The sequence below is a fragment of the Dehalobacter sp. DCA genome (genome assembly GCF_000305775.1).
Classification (GTDB): domain Bacteria; phylum Bacillota; class Desulfitobacteriia; order Desulfitobacteriales; family Syntrophobotulaceae; genus Dehalobacter; species Dehalobacter alkaniphilus.
Window position 1 is genome coordinate 2,433,174 of record NC_018866.1, and the last position, 26,156, is coordinate 2,459,329.

Genomic DNA, 26,156 nt, shown 5'->3' on the forward strand with positions numbered 1-26,156 from the left:
CAAACGTAGGCAAGGTCATCCACGCTACAAATGTAGTCTAGACTACATTTGTATTTGTTTTAATAAAAGTATAATTAATGTGTGATAATATTTAATATAGGCAGGAAAGTACTATTAAACTATTGGGGAGTCTGATTTTTATGAAATACTCACCCGTTGAAGAATTCTCAAGAATTTACAAGCTTGATAATTTTTCTAAAACGCTGATTGAAAACGGCAAGGAGTTATTCTTCAAAAAAAATACAGTTATTGCCTCTCCTGGAGATATCATGGAAGGATTTTATTTTGTCAAAGAAGGCAGAGTCATTGCTTCGGAATTCTCTCCCAAAGGAAATGAACGGATCATGTGCATTCTTGAGAAGAGCAGTATTTTCTTAGAATCTAATGTCCTTTTTGATGTTCCGGTCTTTTGTTATTTTAAAACAACTGTGGATACCACGCTCATCTTTTTGAAAAAAGAAGTACTTTTGGATTTATTGGCAAAAGACTTAAATGTAACGCTTTTTCTCTTGCAATCCCTTACAAAGAAATTTTATTCCAATATGAATCATATTGATGAATTGCTCTATCACGATACAGAATGGGGGATGTGCAACCTTTTTTTAACATTAGCCGAAAATTTCGGAGTTGAAGAAGACACAAAAATCAAGTTAAATATTAAAATCAGCCAGCAGTTTATCAGCAATCTTCTTGGTATAAATCGAATAACGACATTAAGGAATATTAAAAAGTTAAAAGAATTAATGTTAATCGAGCAGACCAACGGGTATTACTATATCAAAGATATCCAGAAGTTAAGAGACTATCAGACGATGTTACAAGCCCAATTATAAGTCTGATATACTTCGTCGCAATGAAAATGACCTGGGTTGAAAGCCGGTGCCGCACATTTTTTGTTTTCCCACCAGAATATTTAACGAATTCATGCGGACGAAAGAAGCGTGTCGCACTACGTTTTTCAATAAACGTTTTACAACACGCCCCATTAATCTATCATTTCAATTAAATCTTGTCTCCCAGTTAGGATTCTAGAATGGCAATTTAGGTGGAATTTTGTTCATTTCCGGCCACTCTAGCCACCATTTATATTGTAAGAGCTGTTCTGTGCCATAGCCAAACATATCGTCAATCGATTTAAGTAATTTCGCTGATGATTCACCGTGGCTACCAATCCAAGTTCCGGCCTGATGGAACCAGGAATCCTCCTTGGAGTTCCAAGGGCAGACCTTCATGCATACTCCACAGCAATTACCTTCTTCATTTTCCGCCCGGAAGGCAGCGCACTTTCTCATATCGCTGTTCCAGCGCAAGTATCCGTTATATTCCACAGGATCAGCATCTTGTGAGATTGCTTGGGCCGGACAGTTATCTGCACACTTTTTACATACTCTGCAGAAATCCAGCAACCCAAAATCAATTGGCTTATCGGGAGCAAGCGGCAAATCCGTAAGAACGGCAGAAGCTTTATGACGGAATCCCCACTTGGGATGAATTGAACTGTCACCGGTACGGGATAACTCTCCCAACCCTGATGCAATAAGAGCAGGCGGGAATGGAAGATAGGAATTCATAGCATGGCATGCCCTGGCATTATAACCAAGGTTCCGGATGTATGCAGCCAGGACGACGGAAGTACATGCGTTTGAGTGATAACACTTGTAGGACATCGAACCACTTATTGAGTCAAACCCAGTGCTGGCTAACATAGTCTCCATACCTTGGTCAATAATAAACGTGATTACGTAAGGTAGGTATTCACTCTTCTCCACCGGACGGGTACATTGTTCTACAGGTTTTGAATACAAACCTAAAACGTCTATGATATGGTCAGAGTAGTATGCATATTCCGGCATCTTACCAATACCCACATCATCTACCCGCAGAAAATAGGCAAGATCTTTAATATGTTGCGACATCTGCTCAGGATCGGGAATCTCCAACTTCTGCAGGATAGGCTTCCCATAAACAGCATCGTCCGAAGCAACGAAAAATGACCCAAAGTTAAGGGCATTAATCAACGGATACCTTGTCGTTAAGTACGCGAACGCCCGTTGTGCCTTGTCCCCGAGTATACCTCTTGCATCCAGGAACCACCCACTATCCGCCTCATTGAAATTTTTAATCTTTCCAACTATTTGAGTAGTTCCCAACCACTCGTTGTTATTTTCCACATAGTTTATTTTAGCACTGCCCAGATCATGCACTGGATGCAGTTTAGACCATTGTCCCTTCGGTGCCGGAGTATACTGCAAACCGTTACTGCCACTTGAACTTGCAACCTTGTTTGGGTCAATATACAGAATATTACCATCCGTCGCTTTTGCTATCTTGGCAGGGGCTTTCAGTGCACCAACGACCCCTAGGACTGTGGCTGCAGCGCCAGCTCTTAAAAAACTTCTTCGGTTGATCTGAAACTTTTTCCCTTGTTCGTTATCCATTTCTTTTTCACCTCTTTTTAAGCCTGTTCAGTACTGATTTTTTTTGTTTTTCCTACAGTGATGAATCCCAACAAACGTGCCAGAACAATAGCAAGTACGACGGATATTCCCAAAAACAGGAATATTGCAGTACTTGTTGCTTTAACATGTCCTACGGACGCATTGATGTAAATAAAGGATATTCCCATCCAAGTAATGGCGTACCAAATAACATACAAGCCCCAGTTAAGAACTGTCTTCCACATTTGTTCCCGTTTGGCACGAGGTTTAATAAAAAGAATTCCGGCCAAAAATAATACGCCTGCGAGAAAGATTAAAAATGTAGCCATCATCTTCACCTCCCTTCTGATAATTCAGTTATTCTTTTATTTAATAACTGTGAGTTCATTATAAATAATAATTTTTTGTAAATTTATAACGTATAGCAATCATTAGTTGGCTTCTCCTGATAAAGTCAGTGTTTTTTACAAAATAAAAGGCGCCCCCATTTACCGCCCAGTTAAGAGCCATTTATGGCGCATAAAAAAGAGAACTGAGACATCACGTTCCAGTTCTCGTATTCCTCCGACAAAGACAAAGGTAATGTAACTGCCATTTGCCGTTGTCATGTTTTTTCAATCACAGTAATGAGATCAGGAGGCAAGGGTTTGAGTAATTGTATGTAGGACAAATTGCTAAACTTCTTTTAATAAATATTCCTATAAAAAAAGTTATCATTGCTTAATTCTTGTAATTTATCCGGATCATAAATAATAATTTTGTTTTTTATTTTTTCCACAATTTTTTGTTTCTTTAAATACCCTAAGACTCTGCAGACAGTAACATAATGTGCTCCTGTTATTTGCGAAATAAATTTCAAGGATAAATTTATACAGATTTCATAAGAATCTCCTACTAATATGCCGTTACTCAAATAAACTTCATGCAGCAATCTTAAAATTCTATTGGTTGGATTGTAATAAGTCAATTCCAAATTTTGTTTCGTACAAAAACGCACCTTTGAAATAAAACTTTTTATAATTTCAAAAATGATTGCGTTATCTTGACTAAATATTGTACTGAGTTGCTCCTCAGAAAAATAACACACTTTACTTTTTTGTGTTGCAACTATATAAATATTATCGTTATCCATATGATACATACGAGCACAAATAATTCCATTTTCACCGGTATAATAGATCAATTTCTCCTTTTCCTCATCCGCTAGCACGCTAACGCTTATCCTTCCAGAAAGCACATAAATCAGCATATAATTCTCGTCGTCCGGAAAGACAATCGTACTGCCTTTGGCATAGGTTTTTACTGTCCCCATATGAGTAAAATCTTTCAGTTTTTCAACTGGATAGAAAGTATCTGGAATAGACCTTAACCCCTCTTTTTCAAAACTATATTCCATACTTTTCCTCCATCCTGGTAATTTAGTACCATTACAAATCTCTCTGACACCTCATGAAAGTCAGGTGGCGTTTTTCTAATCACTATTCTGAAAAGTAATAAATATTTTCGTAATATGATAAGTATTTTGATTGATTAAGTATAACATAATTGCCATATGATAATAACTAATATTCTATCGTATTTTTTCAAAATGAAAACTGCGTTTTGTATTCTGCAAAACCTTCTATGGTAGTAGTATTTCCTTTTGTACTTTTTCTAAGATAATTTTATGTTTGAAGTTTTATTTGCTGAAGAATGTCATTAATATGTCTTGCCGTATTTAAGGTAGCACTATTAAAAAGAACGCCTAAAAAGACGTTCTTTTATTCAACAAACCCAATCAGGATACCAATGGAAATGATTTATTTGTCCGCGATTTTTGCCCCAAAGGGAATCAAAGCCAGCTGGGCAAACTTAAAATGCTGGAGCCCAAACGGAATGCCGACGATGGTGATGCAGAAAATAAGGCCGATAATTAAATGATGTACGGCCAGCTCCCATCCCAGAAAAATCAGCCAGAGAATATTTAAAAGTAATCCCCCCACCCCAAAGCCGCCAAGAATAACTTCTTTGCCGAATGGCCACAAAACGAGCAGGGATATTTTAAAACACTGCAGGCCAAAAGGAATGCCGACGATTGTGACACATAAAACCAAGCCCGCCACAAACCACAGAATTGCTCCGATAATGCCGCCGAATATCAACCAAATCAGATTGCCAATGAAGTTCATCTTTGTTTTCCTCCAATCCGCATTGAACGTCTAAGCCTATAGTCTTCGTTCTGCTTATTTGATAACAAGTCCGAGCAAACCAGCCAGAGAAACAGCCTGCATCGCATTGACGACAGCTCCGTTCACGTCGGCAGGGTTGACACCCAGCCCTTCAATATCACAGCTGGTGAAGTCGATGCCTTTCAACTTGGTGAAATTGAATTGCGCCTGCCGGAGATTGGAATCCGGAAACTCGACTTTCGTAAATGCACAGTTTTTAAAATCCGCGGAAGCGAACTGGCATTGCAGAAAGGATACCTGCTTACAATTCGCATAACTGAAAAAAGCATATTGGCTATTGCAGTTTTCAAAGGTCACATCCCGCAGCGTGGCTTCACTCAAGTTAATCCCTATCAGCTTACAGTCAATAAATTCGACCCGATGCAGGAGGGCTTCACTAAAATCAGCATTGGATAAATCACAATTCTGGAACCGGACATTCATCAGGTCGGCATACCGGAAGATTGCTTCAGTAAACATGACTTTTTGGAAGACGACTTGTTTAAACGTGATACGATCCGCTTCAACATGATCGAGCGTGCAGTCGCTTACTTCCACGTAGGAAAACATTGCTTCATCCGTGATATTCTCTCTTGCCAACGTGGCAGGTTCCAGTTCGTTATCAAATATTGGGCGGGTCGCATAGAATTGATCATTCCGCATTGGCACTCAGTGCTACCGGGATCTGAACCCATTTGCCCCTCTTTTTATCCCCTGCATAAACAACATAGGTATCGCCGATGATATCAGTCAAGGCCTGTTTCCGGGGATGAAACGCGCAAATCAAATAACCCAGATAGGTGCCGAGCAGCTGTGCCAGTGTTCTCCCGACGACTTCCCGCATGGTGACTGCAGACCAACTGAGCGGGCTGCCATCTTTGCTTACAACTTTTATTCCCATGATCATTTTCCCGAGTGTTTGTCCGAAATACATCGTCAGCAAAACGAAATATATACTTCCCCAGATGCCTGGAAAGAGTGCATTGATTAGAAAAAATGATTTGATGGTTGTCGTTTCAAGACCTGCCGGCCATATGACCCGGAAAAATATCTGACTGCTCATCGCAATGACTGCCAGATCAATGATAAAGGCCCAGAATCGGGTCCAAAAACCAACGATTCTTAAATCTACAACATTGACACTTTCCACTGTATTTGAACTTTCCACTGTCTGATCACCGCTGTTTGTCATATTATCAATATCCATGGCTGAATCACGCTCCTTTAGCGATACAGGTACATCACGGTAGGGGCCGCGCTGTCCTGCAAATTCTGTTTGATCCCCAAGAAATCAAGTTGGGGCGACACCATGGAGAAGAGCCGATTCAAATTAAACAGCGTTTCATTTTGATATTGGATAACGGTGGGATCACTTTCGTTAATCATTTTTGCTGCTTCGGCAATCGCTCCATCCAGATCGCCGATCTGATCAATGAGGCCCAGCGATTTGGCCTGCGTCGCTGTATAAACCCTTCCATCCGCAACTTTGATGACAGCCTGACGGTCCATTTTTCTTCCTTTAGCCACTGCATCGACAAAATAGCCATAATACTCATCAATGATTCCCTGCATGATCTGCTTTTCTTCCTCCGTCGCTTCACGCATCGGATTCATGATGTCTTTGTTTTTACCGCTTTTGAAAACAATTTCCTCAACACCCAATTTTTTTGCCAGCTCACTGTAATTATACGTGCTCATAATGACGCCGATGGATCCGGTCAGCGTATCCCGAGTCGCCAAAATTTCATCCGCAGGCATCGAAATAAAGTAACCACCTGAGGCTGCCAATGTACCCATGGAAACAACCAAAGGTTTGGGGTATCTTTCTTTTAAACTGATTAATTTCTGATAAATCTCATCACTTTCATACACACCGCCGCCGGGCGAATCAACTGCCAGGACAACCGCCTGAATCTCAGGATTGGTAAAGGCATCTTCGATTTCCTGTAAAAATATCTGGTGATTATAGGTATCGGTGGATGACAATGAATCAGTCCCCGACTGAATGGTTCCGTTGACGTTGATCAGAGCAATCGTTTTACCGGTTCCTTCCTGATAAGTCCCCGTGGTGAATGAGGGCTCCGAAGGCAACAGGGATTTTTCCAATTTTCCCATGTTTGTTCCTCCGGAAATAACATCTGTCTGTACGTATATCACCAGCAAAACAACGATAACCGCGATAGAAATCCAGCGTTTTTTATTCATACTCTCCTCCTACTGTTTTTCAACATTGATCATAAATTAAGATTGGATATGATTTTGTATCTCTAGATGTTATTCTATGCAAAACCTTTCGTATTTAAAAACGGAACTATTTCCTTTTCTGTTAATATAAACTTTTAGAATAATTCGCTAAATTTCTGCACTTTCCTTCAAAAAATCCATATTTTAGACGATAAACCTCCCGAGATAATTGCTCGGGAGGTTTACGGATCTTCCTCTATCACGTTTTTGACAAGTAAATTCAGCTATCTCTACTCTTCCTATTCGATGGGCATGACAATTTCCGTAACATACTTATTGGGGTTCCCCCTGAAAATCATCCCGGGACCTTTATGATAAATCTCCCTGGAAGGCAGCTTATACTCCAGGCTATGCTCGCTGGCATAATCTAGCACAGCTTTATAGGCGAAACTCAAATTTTCATAACTGCCGACATGCGTTGTGCAGATTGCTTTGATCTTCGGTAACTTTTTGCAGCATATATTCGGTCCGGCCACCGGTCCTTTGACCGGAACGCAAAGCTCGATATCCGCTTCTTCTTTGAAATCCTCATCGTAATAGCAGCAAAATGGTTCTCCGAAAGTCTTTCCTCTTGCTTCTTTATAAATGATCCCAATGTACTTCCCGACGTCACTGTACCTGCCTTTATACCGGATTGCGGCGACTGTCATTTCCTCAAATTCTTTCGTTTCAATGTTGTAGTTCATACTCCCTGCCTCCATTTCTTTGGGTTCAAGGTAGAGGTTCATCTTTTTAATCAGCTCTTTCTCTTTCCTAATCTGTTCCGCGAGCATATCTTGTTTTTCAGCTAAATAGTAGGATAGATCATCCGGACTTTCACAATGGGCTAGGATGTCCTTAATTTCTGAAATAGAAAAACTTAGATCACGCAATAAAACAATCAGCCTTGCCCGGCTAAAATCATGGTTATCATAATAGCGATAGGAATTTTCCGCACGGTAAGACGGTTTCAAAATATCTTGGTCATCATAATACCGCAAGGCCTTAACTGTTATATTGGTGATCTTGGAGAACTCACTGATTTTATACACGACCTCACCTCCCTGCAAGCAGTATAAACCCTCCACTACGGGGGAAAGTCAAGAGAAATTAAGAAATTGCTGGTTCTTTCCAGCTATTACTCCTTTTTCTCTTTCTTTTTCTTTCGGGATAAGGACGCCCCACCGAAGCCACTGATTACAGCAATATAAAAGCCAAAATCATACCACCAGCCTGTATTTATAGTCTCATAGATTCTGATATTGTCCTTAAATAACCCGACAATCAGTGAAATCGGCGCAATCCACCCATGCCAAACGCCCCATAAAAACCCTGCCGGTCTTTCAGATGTATACGTACCATCTCCCGGTATACATCCTGTCAATGTGAATGAAATTAAGATTGCCATAATCATGAAGATAATATATTTCTTTTTCATATATAGGCCTCCTTACGATTGTTCATATTCACCATTTTACATTTGTTGCTGCCTTTTTAAAAGGTAAATTTGACAGCCTGTTTGCAGCCAACTACAATTAATTTCAGACTTAATCCATTGAGAAATGATATCACACTAAACGATGGCAGGAGATAAATCATGGACTATTTAGGCAAAAATATACGGAAGCTCGGTTTTGGACTGATGAGGCTTCCGATGATCGAAAAAGAAATTGACCTTGAGCAGACCAAAGAAATGGTTGATCTGTTCATGACCAAGGGTTTCACTTACTTTGATACGGCGTACGGCTACATCAACGGGAAATCGGAAGAGGCCATAAAAACAGCCCTTGTTGACCGCTATCCCCGCGAAAGCTTTCAGCTTGCTACTAAGCTTCCGGCCTGGGCGGCTGCCACTGCCGCAGAGGCCAAAGAGATGCTCCATACCTCGCTTAGGCGCACAGGAGCCGGATATTTTGATTACTATCTGATGCATAATGTGAGTGAAAGCCGCAAGAAGGTCTTTGACGACTTCGGTATCTGGGATTATATGCTGGAGCTGAAAGAGAAGGGACTTGCCCGTCATATTGGTTTTTCCTACCATGACAAGGCTGATTTACTCGATCGCATCCTGACTGAACACCCGGAGACAGAATTTGTTCAACTCCAGATCAACTATGCCGATTGGGAGAGCGAATCCGTCCAGTCGCGCCAATGCTATGAAGTGGCACTTAAGCATAACAAACCGATCATTGTCATGGAGCCTGTCAAGGGCGGCGTACTGGCCAACCCAGCCGACAGTGTCCGGAAAATATTTGAAGAAGCCGATCCTAAGGCCTCTTTGGCATCTTGGGCCATTCGCTTTGCCGCTTCTTTGGACAAGGTCATCACTGTGCTAAGCGGGATGTCTACCACCCAGCAGATGAAAGACAATCTTTTCTATATGGAGGATTTCCGGCCTTTGAGTCCGGAAGAAACGGCCGTGATCGTACGGGCACGGGAGGCTCTCCGTGCGATTCCCTCTATTCCTTGTACCTCGTGTGCGTATTGCGTTAAAGGATGCCCGCAGCAAATTCACATACCGGTTTTTTTAGATGCCTTGAACCGGAATATGATCTTCGGTGATTTACAAGGTGCCAAAAGGACTTATCAAATTGCCTTGATGCTGGGCAGCACAAAGCCTTCCGCGTGTATTGCCTGCAGCAACTGTGAAGACGTCTGTCCTCAGCAAATCCATATTATTGACACGTTAAAGGATGCTGCAGCTCTCTCGGAATAGGATTAATTCGTTTGCAGTTCAACCATCTTCGCTTGAATTGCCTTCAATAAATCCTGCCAGGTCTTGTTATATTTTTTAAGGAACGGGATTGGATCAATATGATCTGTTTCCCGATAGGCATAAGAGATATCCATATGACTGAAGATATCTTCTTGGGGGTCCCAACCATATCGGATACAAGCATCTGCAACCAAAAGAACGGTCTGATCCCAGACTTTTTTAAATTGCTCGGGCTGATTCCCTTCCGGTTCACACATTTCTACGGAAAGGTACCTTTGGTTGGCTGTTTGAGCAGCATGCCAGGCCATCTCGTCTTCCTGAATCATTTGCACGGTTTCAGTCCAATCCGCAACATAATGGGTAGAGGAATAACGGTTGGGGTAATTAAAATATTGAACTATTTTCTGCGCGGTGGCCCCAGGATCCGCTGTGGAATGAATGACAAATCCTTTTGGGGATAAAGGCGTAGTCGGCCGGTTGTAAGAGAGCAGCTGTATCCCCACTTTAAGACTCGGGAAACGAACCGGAAGCGTCCTTGACTCCGTAAGACTTCCTGAGCTTGGTCTGAGAATCCCTGAGCCATCTGCATCCGCGATCACCTTAAAACTGTAGTTGCCAACGTCCTGAACGCTTTTGTCATTGAGTGTCAGGATTATTTTTTGACCGGTCGTAACGTTCAGTCCCGATATCTTGACCCTTCGTCCAGCATCGGAAATCTGTTCAGAGGTCAATGAATTCATGGTTCCGTTTATCGTGATTTTATCCTGTCCGGCTATTGCCAAGTACCTATCCGGAAGGAAGAACTCCACGGTTCCGTTGTTCATGTTCTCCCCAGGAAGATAGACCAGGTAAATATTCTTGGTGGCTCCCGCGATTGTACTCGCCGGAGATACTGAAAGTTTGCCATCGTTGGTATTGGCTAAATTAATGATCCGCTGCAGTACCGAAGATCTAACTGCATTCTCTCCTCCAAGTCCCGTCACAACCGTAAAAGGTGTGATCTTCCCTTTGAGATATTTTTGCGTAACCTCCGGCAGGGTGTCACGCACGAGAATAAGCGGGGATGATGACTTAGCCGCCAGTACAGCACCGGTTAAAGCATCGGCGAACTCTGTTCCTTTGGGCCCCTCACCCACCGCGACAAACAAGCGGGAAAGGTCCAATTGGCCGGAAAAGTGCTCTAAAACTGCTACATTGGTGGCATAACGGTCAGAACCAGCTAACCGGAAAGCTCCCGGCACTTGTTGGGCTACCCCCTCGCTGATTACGCCTGTACCTCCAACAATATAGGCTTGCTGAGTGGTCTGTCTTTGCACATATTCCTTAACGCTTTGCGGCAGCCTGTCTTTACCGGCGAGTAAGATCGGTATTTCCGCTTGAGCTGCCACCACCGCAATGGAGAGTGCATCCGGATAATTCTTCCCTGTCGCCAGAATCATCTTATTGCTGTTTAACGCTTCGGCAATCTTTACCGAGGTCTCATAACGGTCTTTACCGGCGAGACGAACAATCTCGATCACACCGGCTTCACGCAACGTTGTCTCAATCTCCGCAGAGATGCTCGAAGTCCCGCCTGTAATAAATACGCGCTTGACACCAAGCCGTTGAATCTCACTCCGTGCATCAGCATTCAGGGATTGAGACTCAGTCAGTAGGATCGGAGCATGATACTTCGCCGCCAGTGGTCCCGCGCAGAGAGCGTCTGCAAAGTCATCGCCGCGGGCCAAGACAGCATACTCCGACGATTCCCATCCTTTCTGAGAAATGGCTGCCGCTGTGGCATAACGGTCTGAACCATAGATTCGATCGATTTGAGTCGTATCTGCATTCGCTGCGCTTGTCATCCATCCGGTGAAAAAAAGAAAACAAAGCATAAGCAATCCACCGAACCGAAGATACCGTAATAATTTTATGTACAATCTGCTTTCCTCTTTTGTTTTATTTCTTGCCAAATCATGATGTTTCCATAAGAGAATTGTACTATATTCGTTCCTTTCACCACTAGTTGATATGTTTTCCTCTTTTAGAAATAGATGTAAAACCTCCAAACAAAAAATTGTAAGGAGGTTTTACAAATCCAGGATTTTATTTTTGAATAACCGGCATTACAATTTTGGTCAGAAGTTCACTCTCCGGAACATCGCTGGGGGCATTATAGTAATATTCGTAATACTCGCCTGCCGGTTTGCAGCCATTTTCTTCGATCCAGCGGAACATTTCGTTATAAGGCTGCTGCATCCCGCTATAGGGTCCTTTGTAAATGCAGCTGACAAATTTGCCGGCTGGAATCTCCCGAGGATGAATGTCCTCCTTATCCGGGAAAAGCTTAGCAACGGGGAACCCCATTTCTACATCCAAGTTCTCCATATCCAGGTTGTAGTAGGCGGTATATGGAGCATCGACCGGCTGGACACCCAGTTCATTCAGATACCCCATGATCTTCCCATAGCTTTCGCCAATCACTTTCGGCAGTTCGGCCACGGCCGTTTTCGTCCTGACCATCAGAGCAGGTTGAGCTTTACGCTCCGAAAGTTCAATTTGAAACATGACACTTTTCTCCCTTTCAAATATTTTTGTTCCATTAAGTTTTCACTATCTCTAAGTTTTCACTACCTCTATCTTACTGGAATGTATTGACAATAGGATGTCATATTTGAGGAGCTTCGTATTTTTCTAGAGCCTGTTTTAACCGTTCGGTCACGATACGCCGGATATGTACAGGCTCCAATACTTCAACATAGCTGCCAAAAGAAAGGATATAGCCATAGACCCACTCATCTTCCGGAAAGTCCACCTCGACGACCAAAGTGCCGTCCTCATTTTTCGTAATGAGTTCTTCGGCAAAATCATCGTAAATCCGGTTTAAGATCCTAGGCTGAAACTTTAGTTTAAGATGGACAGAATCCGGTAGGCCGCTTGCCTCTTCTTCCCATTCCGGACAAAGCCTCGGGGTAAATGTTTCTTCCAAGACCGTAACGTTTTTAACTCTGGTCAGACGAAAAATGCGGTGCTCTTCCCGCTTACGGCAGTAAGCAATTAAATACCAGGTATGGCCTTTGTACAGCAGCCTCTCCGGCTCAGCCGAACGGCTGCTTTTTAGGCCATTGGAATTTACGTAATCAAAGGAAATTACCCTGTGCTGCCAAATCGCTTCTTTAATATCGTTGAATTTATTCTTTTCATTGGGCGTGCTGCTCCAATATGAGAAATCGATCTCGATCCGATCTTTGCGGGAGGGCTCCTTAAACACTGCTCCAAGTTTTGTCAGGATATCCTCACTTTGCGGATATCTGGTAGCTTGCAGGGTCTGCAAAGCAAGCAGCAAACCGTCCCTCTCCTGCTCACTGATCATGACCTTGCTCAGAGAATACTCCTCCAGCAGCGATATTCCCCCGCCGTTGCCTCTGGTCATCACCACCGGAACTCCGGACGTGGATAGAATATCAACATCCCGGTAAATCGTCCGCACAGATACCTGGAACCGGTCGGAGAGTTCACCGGCAGTGATGGTCCCTTTATTCAATAAAAGAATAATCATTTCCAAAAGCCGGTTGATCTTCATCGTTTCACCGTCTTTCCATGTCAGATTTTTGTCGGCGCTATAACCCTCAATAAAAATAACCGGACGAAAAAAGAGCTGCCTGTCAGAGGTTTGATAGGCCGTCATCTACTACCTGATGTATACCTCCGGCTTTTTGCCTCTCTTAGAACATATGTTCTATTGGTATTTTATACCACAACAAGATTAAATGCAAGAATTTTGAGGTTAAAATTAAATGTTTTTTCATCCTGACAAATCTTAATAATCTAAATATATAGGAGGCCAAGTGGCTGATAGGAGATCTCGCCTATTGCTATTTATTCAATAATAGCTAATACTAAATACCAGAGTTTTTTTATACATAATGGCAATTATCTTTTGGAAATATCCTCGCTTACTCAAAATAATATGATCATGAAGGGGTTAACAGATGAAAAAAGCAAATTCCAAACATCGTCCTGAGAAACAAACTTCCCTTATCGTTGATAAAGAAAATGAATTGTTAAAATTCCTTATCGCTCAGTTGCCACAAAAAGGGAGAAACTCTATCAAGTCACTTCTCGCCCATCGCCAGATTTCTGTAGACGGCGAGGTAACAACTTTGTTTAACTATCCGTTGGTTGCAGGTCAAAAGGTTATCATTAATCGGAGCAAAGTCTATCAAGAAAGAAGAGAGCTCAAGCCCCTGGGGCTAAAGATTTTCTTTGAAGATGAATATCTTATCATCATAGAAAAACCTGCCGGAATGCTTTCGATCGCGACCGACAGAGAAAAGGAATTAACAGCTTATAACGTTTTAAGTACACATATCAAAAAAAGAGATAATCAGAGTCGGGTTTTTATTGTACATCGGCTGGATAAAGAAACCTCCGGGGTCATGATGTTTGCCAAAAGCGAAGAGATAAAGGAAAAGCTCCAAAACGCCTGGAAGGAAGTTGTTCTGGAAAGAAGTTATGCCGTGGTTGTTCATGGTCCCCTAACCGACGATCAAGGGATCATTACCTCTTGGTTAACAGAAAATAAAGCGCTTCGAATGTACTCCAGCAAGACTCCCAATGGTGGGCAAAAAGCCGTGACCCATTACAAGGTATTGGAAAAAAACAATTCCTATTCTTTATTAGAGGTAAAACTGGAGACCGGCCGCAAAAATCAAATACGTATTCATATGCAGGACATCGGGCACAGTGTTATCGGGGATATAAAATATGGAGGAGTAAAGAGCAGCATCAACCGGTTAGGACTTCATGCTCACATCCTGGCTTTCAAGCATCCGGTAACCAATGAAATCATGCATTTTGAAAGTCCGATTCCTAAAGGGTTCTTGAGTCTCTTTCATAAAAAAATAAAATAAGTGATCCTAAGGAATGATTTGCTTTACTCGACCTACAATGCCATTACTTAGCCGGACTTTAATTCCATGAGGATGATTCGATGAATTGGTTAGAATATCTTTAACGATTCCTTCGGTCAATTTTTCTGTTCGCTGATCTTGTTTTTGTACGATTAAAACATGTGTACCGGGCTTAATATTTGCACGGTTATTTCCATCCATTAATATAAACACCTACTTATTACTAATTTTTCCGGCAGCTAAATCTCAGAAAATATATCAGGTAACAGTATCTCCAAACCTGGAAAGACAGTCGATTGGATCGTATCACCCTGTTGGTAGCTTTGCGGGTAATTGATGTCTCTTTCTTCAGAAAAAGAATATTGAAGAATACTTTTGTTTTCCAGGTTTACAACCCAGTATTCTAAAACGCCACTTTTCATATAGAGATTTAATTTTGCTACCAGATCTTTGGCTTTGGTAGATGGCGACAAGACTTCGACCGCCAGTGTCGGTATACCTTCATACTTGTTCTTCTCATTCACCTTGTCTTCATCACAGATCACGACGACATCCGGCTGAACCACATTCGGATCTTCTTCGAACTTCGTCGCATAACCAAATAGCCGGACATCCAAGGGTGCGGTTAAGGAACGGCAAGGTTTTCCCTTAAAATAGTTATAAAAACAACCTGAAATTTCGTTAACGACTACCTGATGGGTGAATGATGGCGACGCTAACAGATAGATCTCACCGTCGATCAGTTCATACCTTTGATCAGAGGACTCCACCAGCTCCATGTATTCTTCATAGCTTACCTTTTTGGTAGGTTGATATTTTTTTGCCTCTTCATGGACAAGAAAATAGTCCGGTTCGTTATAGCGGATGAGTTTGGCAACACTCTTGCCGTTCTTTGTAATAATAATATCTTCCTTCTCTACCAGAGAAAGATATTTTCCAAAAGCATTTTGCATATCTGTGGTATTAATACGCATAGGATCACCTTCATCCTGAATTTACTAATTTAGGTATAATTATAAAAAATATTAGCTACTATGTCAACTTATTATTAGCTAATGTTCTTCTCTCACATTTTTATAAAGCGAGAATGATCTCGCTTTCTTCCGAGAAAGGAGTAGTTCAATGGAAATACATGAAATCACCGAAAACCAACACCGCTATTTTTTCAGCGGCAAGACTCGCCCTGTAGAATTCAGAATCTCGGCACTCCGAAAATTGCAACGTGCCTTGCGCGAAAATGAGGATGGTTTATGTACTGCAATGATGCAGGACTTCAATAAGCCACCCTTCGAAACCTATATGACGGAAATCGGTATTGTATTGGATGAAATCAGATTCCATATTCGTCATCTGCCCGGATGGTCAAGAGAACGCAAGGTCAGAACGCCCCTCTCCCAGTTCCACGCCAAAAGCTTCCTATCACCAGAGCCTTATGGCGTAGTGCTGATTATAGCACCGTGGAATTACCCGATACATCTTTGCCTTGAACCGTTAATCGGTGCAATATCCGGCGGGAACTGTGCGGTCCTCAAGCCTTCCGCTTATACTCCCAATACCAGCCGCATTTTAGCTAAAATAATTTCCGATATTTTTGACCCTGAGTATATCACAGTCATCGAGGGCGGCAGAAATGAAAATCAGGCGCTGCTGGATGAAAAATTCGACTACATCTTTTTCACCGGAAGCGTGGCCGTAGGGAAAACCGTCATGGAGGCCGCATCCAAAAACCTCACACCTGTGACGCTGGAGCTGGGAGGAAAAAGCCCTGTTATTGTGACCGAGACAGCCAATTTGCATCTGGCAGCAAAGCGTATCGCCTTCGGCAAAGTGCTTAATGCCGGGCAAACCTGTGTCGAACCAGATTATCTGATGATCCATGAGTCCGTCAGGGATTGCTTTCTAACCGAATACGCCAATGCCCTAAAAAATTTTTTCCCTTCGGCAGATATGTCCGACATGCCGGTGATTGTAAATGAAAAGCATTTTAAGCGCCTTGTCGGGCTGATGGACGGCGCAACCAAGGCCATAGGCGGCGGATATGTCGAGCCAAGGCGTTTTATTGAACCAACCGTATTGATCGACGTTGGACCCGAATCTCCCATCATGCAGGAAGAAATCTTCGGTCCCATTTTACCCGTGATGACCTATACAGATATCGAAACGGTTATTGAATATATCCGGAGCCATCCCAAGCCTCTGGCGCTCTATTTGTTCACCTCAAGCAAAGCGATGGAGGATAAAATCCTGGAAACCTGTTCCTTTGGCGGCGGCTGTATCAACGATACGATCATCCATCTAGCCACACCGCACATGGGCTTCGGCGGTGTGGGATATTCCGGCATGGGTCAATATCATGGCAAACTCAGCTTTGATACTTTCACGCATTATCGCAGCATTGTCAAAAAGTCCACTTGGCTTGATCTGTCCATGAGATATCACCCTTATACAGATGAAAAGTTCAAACTAATCAAGCGTTTTTTGAAGTAGAGGTATTATTCTTTCATGGCAATTGCTGCTACGGAGCAGAATAGCCCGAACGTACAATCCCCGTCCTGCTATGACAAAATGATCGACAAAATATCGCAAGAAAAGGGAATTTCTAAGGAAGAAGCTAAAGTTCGATTAGAGGCAAAGCTCAAGGAGATCGCCCAGAAAAAAGGTATTACGGTCGAAGAACTGAAAAAGCGGATGGCGGAGGGAAAATGCTGCAAAGGCCACGGAAAAATGGATGAAGCGAAACTTAAGGAAATAGCTGAAAAAAAAGGCATAACGGTTGAAGAGCTAAAGCAGAGGATAGAAGAACACCATAGCAACAAGGAAAAAGCTCTTCAGTAGCGGATAGACACCCTGCTGACAACATGATTATTCTTGCCCTTTCCTTTACCATTCACCTCAATACTGATCCCTTTGAGCACTCATTTTCTTTTTTCCCGGGTTATCGTTCAGCATTTTTTGCAGGGCGTCGCGCCCGTAACACATACCATTTTGGTAATGATCCTTTATTTCGTGGTACAATATATCGGGCGATTAGGATGTAACCGACAATAAGAAGCCTCACCGCTGACCATACCAGCGATAAACTGTGATTTGCAATCTGGGAGCAAGATATGATTTTCTTCGGACATTTAGGATTGACAGGATTAGCTGCAAAAGCAGTCGAAAAATCCTTAGGAAACATCAAAATTGATTACAGAGTAGTCTTTGTCGGGTCCATTTTGCCCGACTTGATTGATAAACCTATCGGCCGTTTTTTGTTTGCCGAAACCTTCCATACCGGTAGAGTATTTGCACACACGTTATTGTTTATCTTTCTCTTATTGGGGATTGGATACTATCGTTGGCATAGATATCAAAAAAGTGGTTGGTTGGTGTTGACCGGAAGCTGTCTTTTCCATGACGTATTTGACGCCATGTGGATGATTCCGGAGACATTTTATTGGCCGCTTTACGGCATGAAATTTTATGCGCCAACAGAAGGGTCATGGCTTCAAGCAGATTTGACCAGTCTAATGACCGATCCGGCATCTTATGTGCCGGAGATTACGGGGTTTATCATCATCCTGTATTTCATCCGAAAATTGATTGTACACCATAGGGCTAAGGCTTTCCTCAAAAACGGCGTACTATAAAGAGCAGTGACTCGACCGCCCGGCACATGGATACATAGAGACTTGCGTTTTCAGCGTCCGCAGGTATGCCTTTGTTTCGTCGCCGATCCGGTAACTCTCAATCGCTTTCTGGATGGCTTTGTTGTGCGTCCACTTCTCCAAACGCTGTTCCTGTATGTACGGCAAGACCGCTTCGTACTGCTTGGCCAATGCCGTTGCGAAATACCAGGCGATCATCATGTTGACATAGTATTCGTCCGACCGGATAACCGCCACAAGCTCAAGCATCTCCGGCTGGAAATCGTCATCGAGATAGAAGCGCATCAGCATTCCGATCCCGAATCGTACCGTATAGGTCCGGCCGGATACCAGCCATACTTTGATTTTTTCGTAGAGTTCGGGCAGGTGCTTTTTGAATATCTTCGGTGAAATGAGGTCACAAGTTGCCCAGTTGTCTATGTACGGCAGAAACTCGTCAACGGCAGCAATAGCAGTATCATAATCCCTGATCGTTTCAATCAGGAAGCCGTGCAGGTTATTTTCTTCATGATACGCGTGCGGCAGGATATTCAGAAACTCCGAAGCCTCCGGCGTTTTAGAAAACTCCCTGGCGAGCTTCCGCAGATCCGGCGTGCGGACGCCGATCACATTTTCCGGGTTCACCGTCGGCATGAGTTTGCACGCAAACTCTTTGTATTTCAGATCCCGCAGCTCGAATAGCCGGCGCAGTATCTCTTCTTCTTTGCCGCTCATATCGTTATCCCTTTCATCAACAGAATGTTATTTTGGGATTTATCGGCTTGCCACCTGTTCAAAAATATCATTTGTTTCCATAGGATTCTCCTAATCAACAATATCCTTCACTAAAAAGAAATAGACCGCCCTAAAGCGGCTGTTATGAGGAATCAGGTATCAGCATGGTTCCTCTTTGCTTATAGTATATACCATACTTAAGTTAAATCACATACTAACATACTAATTGTAAAATTTTTGAAGACACATCATCTCCTGCGTAAGATCATGGCTATAAAATTCATATGGTTACCCGCGCCATCGCTATATTAAAACACCCGAGGAAATTCTCCCTCGGGCTTCCTTAAAAAATCTAGCAGCAGCAACCACGTCTCCGTCTTACAGGTGGATGACATGGCGGATGATGATAAGCAGGCGGCCTATGGCTTGGCGGCCAATGACGCGTTCCTGCTAATATGGGCGGTACTATCCCCACCGTATTATTAATCGGTGCGACTACAGGTTTTCGTATAATATTCTTGACCAGAAAAGGGAGAAATGCTAGACCGGAAAGATACATATAATCATCTCCTACATTCTGTTTTCGTCTCCCAATACTATCTTATGTAGACATCCTATTGGTTGTCCGAAAATAGAAGGTATATCGAAAAAAACTACATTCTCTCCTACATCGCTTTGATTAAAAAATCATTCACTGTTTTTATACGCTGCTTATACGCTGCATGCACATCCGGGTCGATCGGAGCGAACTTGGCCATCTCTAAATATATGGAATATTTTGTAAATATATGTTATAATAGCCCTGCAACAGATGGCGTGCAGGGCGGTCGGCATTTCCTCCGGAAAGGAGGTGATGCCCATGGAAGTATTTCAAGCTTTGATGTTGATGGTTTCCTTTGCGACTTTGGTCGTTTTGATACTATCATTTCATAAAAGGAAATAGACCGCCAACCTGCAAATGTATAACGGTCTATTCCGTTTACTAATGCCAACCGCCCTCAAAGCGGCTGTTGTGAGGAATCATGTATAGAGCATGGTTCCTCTTTTCTTATAGTATATAACAAATCCGATATAAAATACATATTAATTGTAAAATTTTTGAAGCCTAGAACGCTGGTCAAAGATTGTCGCTATCAAGATTACCCGTATTCTCAATTTCCGGATTCACTTGCTCCCCCCGGCTTTTCTCCCGATAGATTTCCAGCACGGTTTTATTGACCACTGCTCCCAGGTAAGCGGTCAATACAATGGCGATGATGATTCCTGTCCTTCCCAGACCCGCAAGGACATGAATGAGAATTCCCAGAAAAGAGAAGACCAGGCCGAAGTAGATGGCCATGATCAGGGTCAGCTTCAAATTTTGCAGAAGAAAACCAATTCCCCGTTGAAAATTCTCTTTGATCGACCCTTCATCGACGACAATCGCATACTGGACGTAAACAAACACGACGTTAATAAACCCCAGAAAAACCAGTTCGGGGTTAATCAACATCAGGATCAGCGGCCAAAGGCCCAGGACTTGTAAGACTAAAAACCGCAACCAGAACTGATTACCAAGCACAAAGAAGTCCTTCCAGCCCATGGGCCTGCGCCCGGACTCGGCCAATACACCCAAATAGCCGCTGTGAAGGAAACTAAGGATCAGCGTCGCACTGAGAAGCAGCAAGACATTAAACAGGGTCAACTGGTTTACGATTCCGGACACGCTGTCATTGTTAGCCTGAAAGAGAAGAGACGGAAAGTCCTCAAGGATAAACCGCACACTCGGCGGTGCCGATACAAACCCGATCTTCAGGTTTAGCAGATTATGAGCAGGCAGGTATTCTGTCCGGAAAATTTTCTGATAGAGCAGATAGTTCGCCAGATCCAGGATGATGGGGATCAATACTATCCCAATGACACGGTGGACCGGTTTGAATTGGTCGTAGAACTTATCGCGCATCGACATAGTTTTCCTCTGACTTTTCCATTTATTTGTATTATAATAAAATTATACCACAGATACGGAGGCTATTATGAAAAAGTGTCAATGCCGACCGCCCTTAAAGCAGCCATTAATAATGTCTCATATCATACTATCAGCGAGAACTATTAAAATTGCTATACAAGGAATCTTCCGATTCGGTTGTTGACTAAATCATCTACCGCTTCGCTCGCTTCAAATAAATTAGCTGCATAGGCATCAGCTTTTATACTAGCTGCATATTTAGTCGTTACCGGTGCACCACCGACGATGACTTTAACCTGTGAACGCAGCCCCTGTTCGGTTAATGCGTTAATGATATAGCCTAATTCCGGCAGCGTTGTAGTCAAAAGCGAAGACAACGCCAGAACGTCCGGTTTATACCTTCTGACAGCCTCGATAAATGATTTCACCGTGACATCAATGCCCAAGTCGATAACCGTGTACCCGCTGCCCTGAAGCACCATAACGATTAAGGACTTTCCGATATCATGTAAATCTCCTGCAACTGTGCCAATTGCCACAATCCCCTTTTTCGAACCACTGTGTCGTGATATTATCGGTTCCATCACATACATCGACGCATGTGCCGCTCTGGAAGACATCAGCACATCTGTCACATAAATTTCCCCATTAAACATTCTTAATCCAAGATCTTTAAACGCCGGGTTGATAGCAGTGTCAATAATTTTATCTGTTCGAAGTCCGTTATTGAGGGCTTCTTTTGTCTTATCCATCGCTGTCTGGGTCTGGCCTTTTTCAATGGCTTCCTGTAGTTCAACTAATACTTTTTCCATTTCTGCCCCCTTACCTTTTATGGCATTTTCGGAATTGGGTTGGAGTAATCCCCTCAGATGTCTTGAACACCTTCGTAAAATAACCTGAGTCCGAAAAGCCGACTTTTTCAGCAATATTCTGAATTTGATAGTGGGGATTCAAAAGAAGTTTTTTCGCTTTCTCGATGCGAACCTTTAATACATAATCAATAATTGACATGCCTATATGGTTTTTAAACATTCTACTGGCGTAACCAGGGCTCAGGCAAACTGAATCTGAGATAGCTTTCAATGAAAGATTTTTCATATATTCATTTTCAATATATTCGATCATCATTTTTATATTTGCGTTTAAGGGTTTATTTTGTGTTTCCTTGATGCGTTCTAAGTACGCGTCCACAGCTATTGAAGCAAGAACACAGAGGTTTTCAACAGAATTTGTTTCATAAATCTTACCGATATAGTTGTTGTTGATATCCAGAAACTTTGACATTTCCAAGCCCATCTGGTTTGTAACCCGTAACAGAATTACCAGCAATTCGGTCATTTTGGCACGTACCACTGATAAATTGTTGTGTGATTCATACCTCAGCCCAAATATGACAGCCTGAAGATAGGCTTTTGCTGATTTTTCGTTTTTGTACAACTCTACCATTATTTCGTTTTCGTCAACCAGCGAACCGCCTGAACTGCTGCCGAGCTGTTTTTCCAGGATTTTTCTGTTTTCAATTTCGGCATAATACATTGACTGCTGGCTGGCGAATTCCTTAATCTGTTCATAATTCTCCCACCCAGCTTTCATAATATAATTGGCAACCACATAGAGCAGATAAGCTGCCGCCTGAACCTGATGACCAGATATAATTGGAAGTTCGCGCACTGCATCAAATAGATCCTGAAAGTCTGTGGTAAGCGACTTGTTCATTTCTCTGAGTTCAATCCAAAAGAACTCTTCCGGCTTCCACATCAGCACTTGACCACAGATAATCGTTCCCACATGCTCTCCGTTCAGTATGATCGGTGCTGCCCATTCAATCAGACCTGACGGACAGCGGAAAATGTATGGTTCACCAAACATGGCTGCCTGTTTCCCTGCCCTTTTATAGGCACTCTGGCATCTATTGTTTCCATCTTTCAGTCCATATATAATACGGCAGAATCTACAGCATTTTTTAATACCGCTTCTTGGGAAAATAGATATGCCCTCAACATCAACAATATCGGCCATCAAACTGGTCGTCGTTGTAAATGAGTCCAATATTTCTTTCAAGGTTCCGATATCCACAAAGTCAATGATTCTGTTTTGACTTGTTCGGAATATACTTGTTTGAAGATTATTTGTTTGATCGCTCATTCTCTTCACCTGTAAAACAAACATTTTACTCATTCAATATGAGTATATCATCGTTTTGCTGAAATAAATATGGCTATAAATCAAACAACTTCTGTGTGAACAATGTATTAATTCATGTATGTACAATACGATAGAAAAGACAGACATCAATTGAGGGCCAAGCACCCCTTTTTTATTAAAAACCTCCCGATTGATATTTTTCCATCATCCAGGAGGTTTCTCGATTTTTTTATGGTTTAGTTTCTGTTCTAATCACTACTTTGATACTCTTATTATATAACAAAATCCAATTTACAATTTAATTATATCTTATTCGCCTATAGTTTATCTATCTTATGCCATGCTTCTGCCATCGGTGCTAAACGTGGATCTCCTACAATCAAGGAGTTACCATTTTCGTTGATAAGTACCGGCGTAAAGATATAATTACCTTTCTGTCCATATTCCTTTGCGCATCTTTCTGCCTCAGCAATTACAGCTTCCGTCGAAGCATTAATATAACTGACTGGACCTGATGTGTCCCACCCACCCTCTACAATAAGACGTCCTTTATATTTTTCCAGAATACCTTCGAGATCATTGCTGATCTGCGCAGCATTCCAAATTCTTGCACCCAATTCAACATAATCTTCAATAATTTCTTGACATTTTCCGCATGTATGCTGTGCAAAAATTACACCTCTTGAAGTGACTGCTTCAACTATTCTTTTATGAGAAGGTTTAATCACATTACGATACACAGTAGGAGACATAAATAGCCCATTCGCAGTTGCTAAATCATCAAAGTAGGTAATCACATCAGGCTGATACACATCAATAAAACGGTTGTGACATGCAATTTTGTAGTCGGCAAACGCTTCAAAGAATTCTTGACATGACTCTGGGTCTTCAATCAATGAACAAAGTGCGTTTTCAAAACCCATAAAGGCAGCCAGTCTTTCAAATAAACCACATACACTAAAGACATTCACAATTTGTTCTTCTCGATTAAAGTTAGGCAATTCAATTTGAGCTACGTGTTCAATGCCTAACGTATCGATGTCCGGGAAGTGAACATATTTTTCCCAATCTGCAATATCATCAAACAAAAATTTGTTAGGCTCTGGAATAGTACCCTCTTTAGTTGCTATCCAATTAACACCGAATGGATCAACGCCCCCTTGCCAGGGCATATCAGTATTATTTGTTCCCATTAAGCCTAAATTGTATAACTCAACATAACTCGGAATAAATTCAGGCTTTCCTCCATCCAACATTACTTGAAAATTTTCTCTCTGATTCATTTAAACCTCATCCTTTCATCAATAATCTTTAGAGTTTATATAAGTCTTACAATCTCCAATTTTTTTATAGGATACAAGGTTATACTGATCATTTATCTTAGCCAACTAGTTCAGCCGCTTTTACAGCAGCACTGCCTGCATCAGGGGCAAAGCCATCGGCCCCAGTCGTAGCTGCGAATTCTGGTGTGATAGGTGCACCACCGACGATGACCTTGAAGCCTGTCAATCCGCTAGCTTTAATCGCTTCAACGGAAGTTTTCAAGGCCGGCATAGTGGTTGTTAGAAGTCCCGATAAGGCGACTAAGGTGACGTTGTTATTTGCTTTAATAGCTTCGATAAACTTAGCAGCCGAGACATCTACGCCGAGGTCGACTACCTCAAATCCAGCACTTTCGATCATCATGGCCACCAAGTTTTTGCCGATATCATGTAAATCACCTTCAACCGTTCCAATAATGCAGGTTCCCAAGTAAGCGGTACTCCCACCAGCGAGAAGAGGTTTTAGCACGACAACACCCTTGGCCATGCCTTTAGCAGCCATCAACATTTCAGGGATGAATACTTCTCCAGCAGAGAATTTGTCACCAACGACTCCCATGGATTCAATCATTGCTTTGAGAATACTTTGCGCATCGTTTCCTTCATCCAACGCTTCCTGTACCAATCCTGGAACGAGTTTTGCTTTTCCTGCCTCTAACATTGCTTTTACTTCTTCCATCTTAGACATTACTTTCGTCCTCCTCATATCGTTGATTTTATTCGAGAATTATTTTTTTTGACCAAATAATTCGTCTCGATAAGCTCCAATGTATTCCATGCAGTAATCGTCTTTCCCTAAGAGTGCTTCTGTCGCATAGATCATCCCCATCAGATCTTGGTTTGTTGGTGCAATGATTCCACTGTCCATTCCTGCATTCATTGCCAGTACGATGAATGCTTGATTGACCAGTTTTCTAGCAGGAAGATTGAATGAAATATTGCTTAAGCCCCCTGTTACATGGATGGCTGGATACTGAGCTTTGATGTCTTTGATAACGTCAACCACCATATTAATGCCGTCTTCAGACGTACAGAGCATTTCTACCAACGGATCAATGTGCAAGCGTGATGGGGCAATATTATACGCTTTAGCTTTTTTCATGATCTCCCCAAACACTTCCATCCGCTTTTCGGATGTCTTAGGAATTCCGGTGTCATCGCATAAGAGGGCCACACACTCCCATTGAGTATCAGCGATGACGGGGAACACGACTTCGATCTTATCCCCTTCGCCGGAGACCGAATTGATAATACCAGGCTTTTTGCAGAACTTCATGGCTTCAACGCAGATGTGGGCATGAGGACTGTCTATTGCTATGGGCGTATCCGTAACCTCTTGGACTAAGTCGATCAGCCACTTCATGGTTTCAAGTTCAAGGTTGTTTTCCACTGATGCACACACATCAATGAAGTTTGCTCCTGCCTCGGCCTGAGCTTTCGCTAGGTTGCGAATAAAGCCTGCATCTTTTTCAGCGATTGCTTTCGCTACAGAAGGAATCGCACCATTAATTTTTTCACCAATGATTATCATATTTGAGATTCTCCTATCTACTTCTTCTAATACTTCTTAAACCACTTCTTAAAATAATTCATTAAGAATTGAATTAAGCTGCTGAAGCGTTCCATCGTTTACAGAAACCAATTTTCCGCCTTCAGGACCCTCACTCCATTCAAATACATAAAGAGCTTCTTCTTCAGAATCTTCACTTTCAGTGTGTGTATGGCCTTTTTCATGACAACTGCAATCTTTTCCTTCATGATGATGTTTATCTCGCTCAATTGCTACAACAAAGTCCTTTTCTTCATAACTAAAGCGTTTTATGATTGACATCACAAATTGGACGCCTTCTTCATCTGTATAGTTTAAATTTTCTGTCATTTTCTTTTTGTGTCATCTCCAATCC

28 protein-coding genes are annotated in these 26,156 nt (G+C 42.3%); 6 read left to right on the forward strand and 22 right to left on the reverse strand.

Annotation, left to right across the window (positions count from 1 at the left end):
• The first annotated feature begins 140 nt into the window (after nucleotides 1–140).
• Complete coding sequence (locus tag DHBDCA_RS11705; RefSeq protein ID WP_015044420.1) at nucleotides 141–833, forward strand: Crp/Fnr family transcriptional regulator; 693 nt, start codon at nucleotides 141–143, stop codon at nucleotides 831–833.
• A gap of 195 nt (nucleotides 834–1,028) precedes the next feature.
• On the opposite strand, the gene DHBDCA_RS11710 is transcribed toward DHBDCA_RS11705, so the two are convergent.
• From DHBDCA_RS11710 to DHBDCA_RS11750, 9 genes are all read right to left on the reverse strand, one after another.
• Nucleotides 1,029–2,438, reverse strand: a complete 1,410-nt coding sequence (locus DHBDCA_RS11710) for a reductive dehalogenase (RefSeq protein WP_015044421.1) — start codon at nucleotides 2,436–2,438, stop codon at nucleotides 1,029–1,031.
• Between the two features lie 17 nt (nucleotides 2,439–2,455).
• A complete protein-coding gene (locus DHBDCA_RS11715) occupies nucleotides 2,456–2,767 on the reverse strand; it encodes a dehalogenase (protein WP_193352156.1) in 312 nt (103 codons plus the stop codon).
• A gap of 356 nt (nucleotides 2,768–3,123) precedes the next feature.
• Entirely contained in the window at nucleotides 3,124–3,834 is a 711-nt protein-coding gene (locus DHBDCA_RS11720) for a Crp/Fnr family transcriptional regulator (protein WP_015044424.1), read from the reverse strand.
• Between the two features lie 403 nt (nucleotides 3,835–4,237).
• Nucleotides 4,238–4,606 carry a YccF domain-containing protein gene (locus tag DHBDCA_RS11725; RefSeq protein ID WP_015044425.1) on the reverse strand — a complete coding sequence of 123 codons (369 nt, stop codon included), beginning with the start codon at nucleotides 4,604–4,606 and terminating at the stop codon, nucleotides 4,238–4,240.
• Between the two features lie 54 nt (nucleotides 4,607–4,660).
• Nucleotides 4,661–5,308 (reverse strand): pentapeptide repeat-containing protein, encoded by a 648-nt coding sequence (locus tag DHBDCA_RS11730; protein WP_015045373.1) that lies wholly within the window; start codon nucleotides 5,306–5,308, stop codon nucleotides 4,661–4,663.
• Nucleotides 5,298–5,852 (reverse strand): RDD family protein, encoded by a 555-nt coding sequence (locus tag DHBDCA_RS11735; RefSeq protein WP_015044427.1) that lies wholly within the window; start codon nucleotides 5,850–5,852, stop codon nucleotides 5,298–5,300. The genes DHBDCA_RS11730 and DHBDCA_RS11735 overlap by 11 nt, the downstream gene beginning before the upstream one ends.
• A gap of 17 nt (nucleotides 5,853–5,869) precedes the next feature.
• The gene (sppA, locus tag DHBDCA_RS11740) at nucleotides 5,870–6,850 is read right to left on the reverse strand and encodes a signal peptide peptidase SppA (RefSeq protein WP_015044428.1); all 981 of its coding nucleotides are present in this window, start codon (nucleotides 6,848–6,850) and stop codon (nucleotides 5,870–5,872) included.
• A gap of 278 nt (nucleotides 6,851–7,128) precedes the next feature.
• Nucleotides 7,129–7,920: a MerR family transcriptional regulator gene (locus DHBDCA_RS11745; RefSeq protein WP_015045374.1), complete on the reverse strand. Its 792-nt coding sequence runs from the start codon at nucleotides 7,918–7,920 to the stop codon at nucleotides 7,129–7,131.
• Between the two features lie 86 nt (nucleotides 7,921–8,006).
• Nucleotides 8,007–8,306: a hypothetical protein gene (locus DHBDCA_RS11750; RefSeq protein ID WP_015044430.1), complete on the reverse strand. Its 300-nt coding sequence runs from the start codon at nucleotides 8,304–8,306 to the stop codon at nucleotides 8,007–8,009.
• 159 nt (nucleotides 8,307–8,465) lie between these two features.
• Between DHBDCA_RS11750 and DHBDCA_RS11755 the strand changes: the two genes are divergently transcribed.
• On the forward strand, nucleotides 8,466–9,584 hold the full coding sequence (locus DHBDCA_RS11755; protein ID WP_015044431.1) for an aldo/keto reductase: 1,119 nt from the start codon (nucleotides 8,466–8,468) through the stop codon (nucleotides 9,582–9,584).
• Nucleotides 9,585–9,586: 2 nt separating this feature from the next.
• Here DHBDCA_RS11755 and DHBDCA_RS11760 read toward each other — a convergent pair whose 3' ends face one another.
• The 3 genes from DHBDCA_RS11760 to DHBDCA_RS11770 form a co-directional block, all read right to left on the reverse strand.
• Nucleotides 9,587–11,458, reverse strand: a complete 1,872-nt coding sequence (locus DHBDCA_RS11760; RefSeq protein ID WP_015044432.1) for a cell wall-binding repeat-containing protein — start codon at nucleotides 11,456–11,458, stop codon at nucleotides 9,587–9,589.
• Between the two features lie 211 nt (nucleotides 11,459–11,669).
• Nucleotides 11,670–12,131: a GyrI-like domain-containing protein gene (locus DHBDCA_RS11765; protein ID WP_015044433.1), complete on the reverse strand. Its 462-nt coding sequence runs from the start codon at nucleotides 12,129–12,131 to the stop codon at nucleotides 11,670–11,672.
• Nucleotides 12,132–12,231: 100 nt separating this feature from the next.
• Nucleotides 12,232–13,251: a helix-turn-helix transcriptional regulator gene (locus tag DHBDCA_RS11770; RefSeq protein WP_015044435.1), complete on the reverse strand. Its 1,020-nt coding sequence runs from the start codon at nucleotides 13,249–13,251 to the stop codon at nucleotides 12,232–12,234.
• A gap of 304 nt (nucleotides 13,252–13,555) precedes the next feature.
• On the opposite strand from DHBDCA_RS11770, the gene DHBDCA_RS11775 reads away from it, so the two are divergent.
• Entirely contained in the window at nucleotides 13,556–14,476 is a 921-nt protein-coding gene (locus DHBDCA_RS11775) for an RluA family pseudouridine synthase (RefSeq protein WP_015044436.1), read from the forward strand.
• Between the two features lie 6 nt (nucleotides 14,477–14,482).
• On the opposite strand, the gene DHBDCA_RS11780 is transcribed toward DHBDCA_RS11775, so the two are convergent.
• Nucleotides 14,483–14,677: a YwbE family protein gene (locus DHBDCA_RS11780; protein ID WP_015045375.1), complete on the reverse strand. Its 195-nt coding sequence runs from the start codon at nucleotides 14,675–14,677 to the stop codon at nucleotides 14,483–14,485.
• Nucleotides 14,678–14,715: 38 nt separating this feature from the next.
• Complete coding sequence (locus DHBDCA_RS11785) at nucleotides 14,716–15,450, reverse strand: type II toxin-antitoxin system prevent-host-death family antitoxin (RefSeq protein WP_015044437.1); 735 nt, start codon at nucleotides 15,448–15,450, stop codon at nucleotides 14,716–14,718.
• 148 nt (nucleotides 15,451–15,598) lie between these two features.
• Here DHBDCA_RS11785 and DHBDCA_RS11790 point away from each other — a divergent pair, with 148 nt between their 5' ends.
• The 3 genes from DHBDCA_RS11790 (at nucleotide 15,599) to DHBDCA_RS11800 (ending at nucleotide 18,105) form a co-directional block, all read left to right on the forward strand.
• Nucleotides 15,599–16,963 carry an aldehyde dehydrogenase gene (locus DHBDCA_RS11790; protein WP_015044438.1) on the forward strand — a complete coding sequence of 455 codons (1,365 nt, stop codon included), beginning with the start codon at nucleotides 15,599–15,601 and terminating at the stop codon, nucleotides 16,961–16,963.
• Between the two features lie 15 nt (nucleotides 16,964–16,978).
• Nucleotides 16,979–17,311, forward strand: coding sequence for a hypothetical protein (locus DHBDCA_RS11795; RefSeq protein WP_015044439.1), 333 nt, complete (start codon nucleotides 16,979–16,981; stop codon nucleotides 17,309–17,311).
• 272 nt (nucleotides 17,312–17,583) lie between these two features.
• On the forward strand, nucleotides 17,584–18,105 hold the full coding sequence (locus DHBDCA_RS11800) for a metal-dependent hydrolase (protein WP_015044441.1): 522 nt from the start codon (nucleotides 17,584–17,586) through the stop codon (nucleotides 18,103–18,105).
• On the opposite strand, the gene DHBDCA_RS11805 is transcribed toward DHBDCA_RS11800, so the two are convergent.
• The 8 genes from DHBDCA_RS11805 to DHBDCA_RS11840 form a co-directional block, all read right to left on the reverse strand.
• Complete coding sequence (locus DHBDCA_RS11805) at nucleotides 18,100–18,837, reverse strand: DNA alkylation repair protein (protein ID WP_015044442.1); 738 nt, start codon at nucleotides 18,835–18,837, stop codon at nucleotides 18,100–18,102. The two genes, DHBDCA_RS11800 and DHBDCA_RS11805, sit on opposite strands and share 6 nt — an antisense overlap.
• A gap of 1,117 nt (nucleotides 18,838–19,954) precedes the next feature.
• Nucleotides 19,955–20,785: a hypothetical protein gene (locus tag DHBDCA_RS11810; protein ID WP_242824905.1), complete on the reverse strand. Its 831-nt coding sequence runs from the start codon at nucleotides 20,783–20,785 to the stop codon at nucleotides 19,955–19,957.
• Nucleotides 20,786–20,937: 152 nt separating this feature from the next.
• Complete coding sequence (locus DHBDCA_RS11815; protein ID WP_015044444.1) at nucleotides 20,938–21,597, reverse strand: cobalamin B12-binding domain-containing protein; 660 nt, start codon at nucleotides 21,595–21,597, stop codon at nucleotides 20,938–20,940.
• A gap of 10 nt (nucleotides 21,598–21,607) precedes the next feature.
• A complete protein-coding gene (locus tag DHBDCA_RS11820) occupies nucleotides 21,608–22,930 on the reverse strand; it encodes a PocR ligand-binding domain-containing protein (RefSeq protein ID WP_015044445.1) in 1,323 nt (440 codons plus the stop codon).
• Nucleotides 22,931–23,247: 317 nt separating this feature from the next.
• Nucleotides 23,248–24,213 carry a uroporphyrinogen decarboxylase family protein gene (locus DHBDCA_RS11825; protein WP_015044446.1) on the reverse strand — a complete coding sequence of 322 codons (966 nt, stop codon included), beginning with the start codon at nucleotides 24,211–24,213 and terminating at the stop codon, nucleotides 23,248–23,250.
• Nucleotides 24,214–24,310: 97 nt separating this feature from the next.
• Nucleotides 24,311–24,940: a cobalamin-dependent protein gene (locus DHBDCA_RS11830; RefSeq protein WP_015044447.1), complete on the reverse strand. Its 630-nt coding sequence runs from the start codon at nucleotides 24,938–24,940 to the stop codon at nucleotides 24,311–24,313.
• Nucleotides 24,941–24,979: 39 nt separating this feature from the next.
• A complete protein-coding gene (locus DHBDCA_RS11835) occupies nucleotides 24,980–25,783 on the reverse strand; it encodes a methyltetrahydrofolate cobalamin methyltransferase (protein ID WP_015044448.1) in 804 nt (267 codons plus the stop codon).
• 48 nt (nucleotides 25,784–25,831) lie between these two features.
• Nucleotides 25,832–26,131: a DUF1292 domain-containing protein gene (locus DHBDCA_RS11840; RefSeq protein WP_015044449.1), complete on the reverse strand. Its 300-nt coding sequence runs from the start codon at nucleotides 26,129–26,131 to the stop codon at nucleotides 25,832–25,834.
• Nucleotides 26,132–26,156: the final 25 nt, after the last annotated feature.

Bases quoted from the DNA above. Each gene is read 5' to 3' on its own strand.
- DHBDCA_RS11705 (WP_015044420.1), top strand. From the start codon at position 141: ATGAAATACTCACCCGTTGAAGAATTCTCAAGAATTTACAAGCTTGAT.
- DHBDCA_RS11710 (WP_015044421.1), bottom strand. From the start codon at position 2,438: ATGGATAACGAACAAGGGAAAAAGTTTCAGATCAACCGAAGAAGTTTT.
- DHBDCA_RS11715 (WP_193352156.1), bottom strand. From the start codon at position 2,767: ATGGCTACATTTTTAATCTTTCTCGCAGGCGTATTATTTTTGGCCGGA.
- DHBDCA_RS11720 (WP_015044424.1), bottom strand. From the start codon at position 3,834: ATGGAATATAGTTTTGAAAAAGAGGGGTTAAGGTCTATTCCAGATACT.
- DHBDCA_RS11725 (WP_015044425.1), bottom strand. From the start codon at position 4,606: ATGAACTTCATTGGCAATCTGATTTGGTTGATATTCGGCGGCATTATC.
- DHBDCA_RS11730 (WP_015045373.1), bottom strand. From the start codon at position 5,308: ATGCGGAATGATCAATTCTATGCGACCCGCCCAATATTTGATAACGAA.
- DHBDCA_RS11735 (WP_015044427.1), bottom strand. From the start codon at position 5,852: ATGGATATTGATAATATGACAAACAGCGGTGATCAGACAGTGGAAAGT.
- sppA (WP_015044428.1), bottom strand. From the start codon at position 6,850: ATGAATAAAAAACGCTGGATTTCTATCGCGGTTATCGTTGTTTTGCTG.
- DHBDCA_RS11750 (WP_015044430.1), bottom strand. From the start codon at position 8,306: ATGAAAAAGAAATATATTATCTTCATGATTATGGCAATCTTAATTTCA.
- DHBDCA_RS11755 (WP_015044431.1), top strand. From the start codon at position 8,466: ATGGACTATTTAGGCAAAAATATACGGAAGCTCGGTTTTGGACTGATG.
- DHBDCA_RS11760 (WP_015044432.1), bottom strand. From the start codon at position 11,458: ATGCTTTGTTTTCTTTTTTTCACCGGATGGATGACAAGCGCAGCGAAT.
- DHBDCA_RS11765 (WP_015044433.1), bottom strand. From the start codon at position 12,131: ATGTTTCAAATTGAACTTTCGGAGCGTAAAGCTCAACCTGCTCTGATG.
- DHBDCA_RS11770 (WP_015044435.1), bottom strand. From the start codon at position 13,251: ATGACGGCCTATCAAACCTCTGACAGGCAGCTCTTTTTTCGTCCGGTT.
- DHBDCA_RS11775 (WP_015044436.1), top strand. From the start codon at position 13,556: ATGAAAAAAGCAAATTCCAAACATCGTCCTGAGAAACAAACTTCCCTT.
- DHBDCA_RS11780 (WP_015045375.1), bottom strand. From the start codon at position 14,677: ATGGATGGAAATAACCGTGCAAATATTAAGCCCGGTACACATGTTTTA.
- DHBDCA_RS11785 (WP_015044437.1), bottom strand. From the start codon at position 15,450: ATGCGTATTAATACCACAGATATGCAAAATGCTTTTGGAAAATATCTT.
- DHBDCA_RS11790 (WP_015044438.1), top strand. From the start codon at position 15,599: ATGGAAATACATGAAATCACCGAAAACCAACACCGCTATTTTTTCAGC.
- DHBDCA_RS11795 (WP_015044439.1), top strand. From the start codon at position 16,979: ATGGCAATTGCTGCTACGGAGCAGAATAGCCCGAACGTACAATCCCCG.
- DHBDCA_RS11800 (WP_015044441.1), top strand. From the start codon at position 17,584: ATGATTTTCTTCGGACATTTAGGATTGACAGGATTAGCTGCAAAAGCA.
- DHBDCA_RS11805 (WP_015044442.1), bottom strand. From the start codon at position 18,837: ATGAGCGGCAAAGAAGAAGAGATACTGCGCCGGCTATTCGAGCTGCGG.
- DHBDCA_RS11810 (WP_242824905.1), bottom strand. From the start codon at position 20,785: ATGTCGATGCGCGATAAGTTCTACGACCAATTCAAACCGGTCCACCGT.
- DHBDCA_RS11815 (WP_015044444.1), bottom strand. From the start codon at position 21,597: ATGGAAAAAGTATTAGTTGAACTACAGGAAGCCATTGAAAAAGGCCAG.
- DHBDCA_RS11820 (WP_015044445.1), bottom strand. From the start codon at position 22,930: ATGAGCGATCAAACAAATAATCTTCAAACAAGTATATTCCGAACAAGT.
- DHBDCA_RS11825 (WP_015044446.1), bottom strand. From the start codon at position 24,213: ATGAATCAGAGAGAAAATTTTCAAGTAATGTTGGATGGAGGAAAGCCT.
- DHBDCA_RS11830 (WP_015044447.1), bottom strand. From the start codon at position 24,940: ATGTCTAAGATGGAAGAAGTAAAAGCAATGTTAGAGGCAGGAAAAGCA.
- DHBDCA_RS11835 (WP_015044448.1), bottom strand. From the start codon at position 25,783: ATGATAATCATTGGTGAAAAAATTAATGGTGCGATTCCTTCTGTAGCG.
- DHBDCA_RS11840 (WP_015044449.1), bottom strand. From the start codon at position 26,131: ATGACAGAAAATTTAAACTATACAGATGAAGAAGGCGTCCAATTTGTG.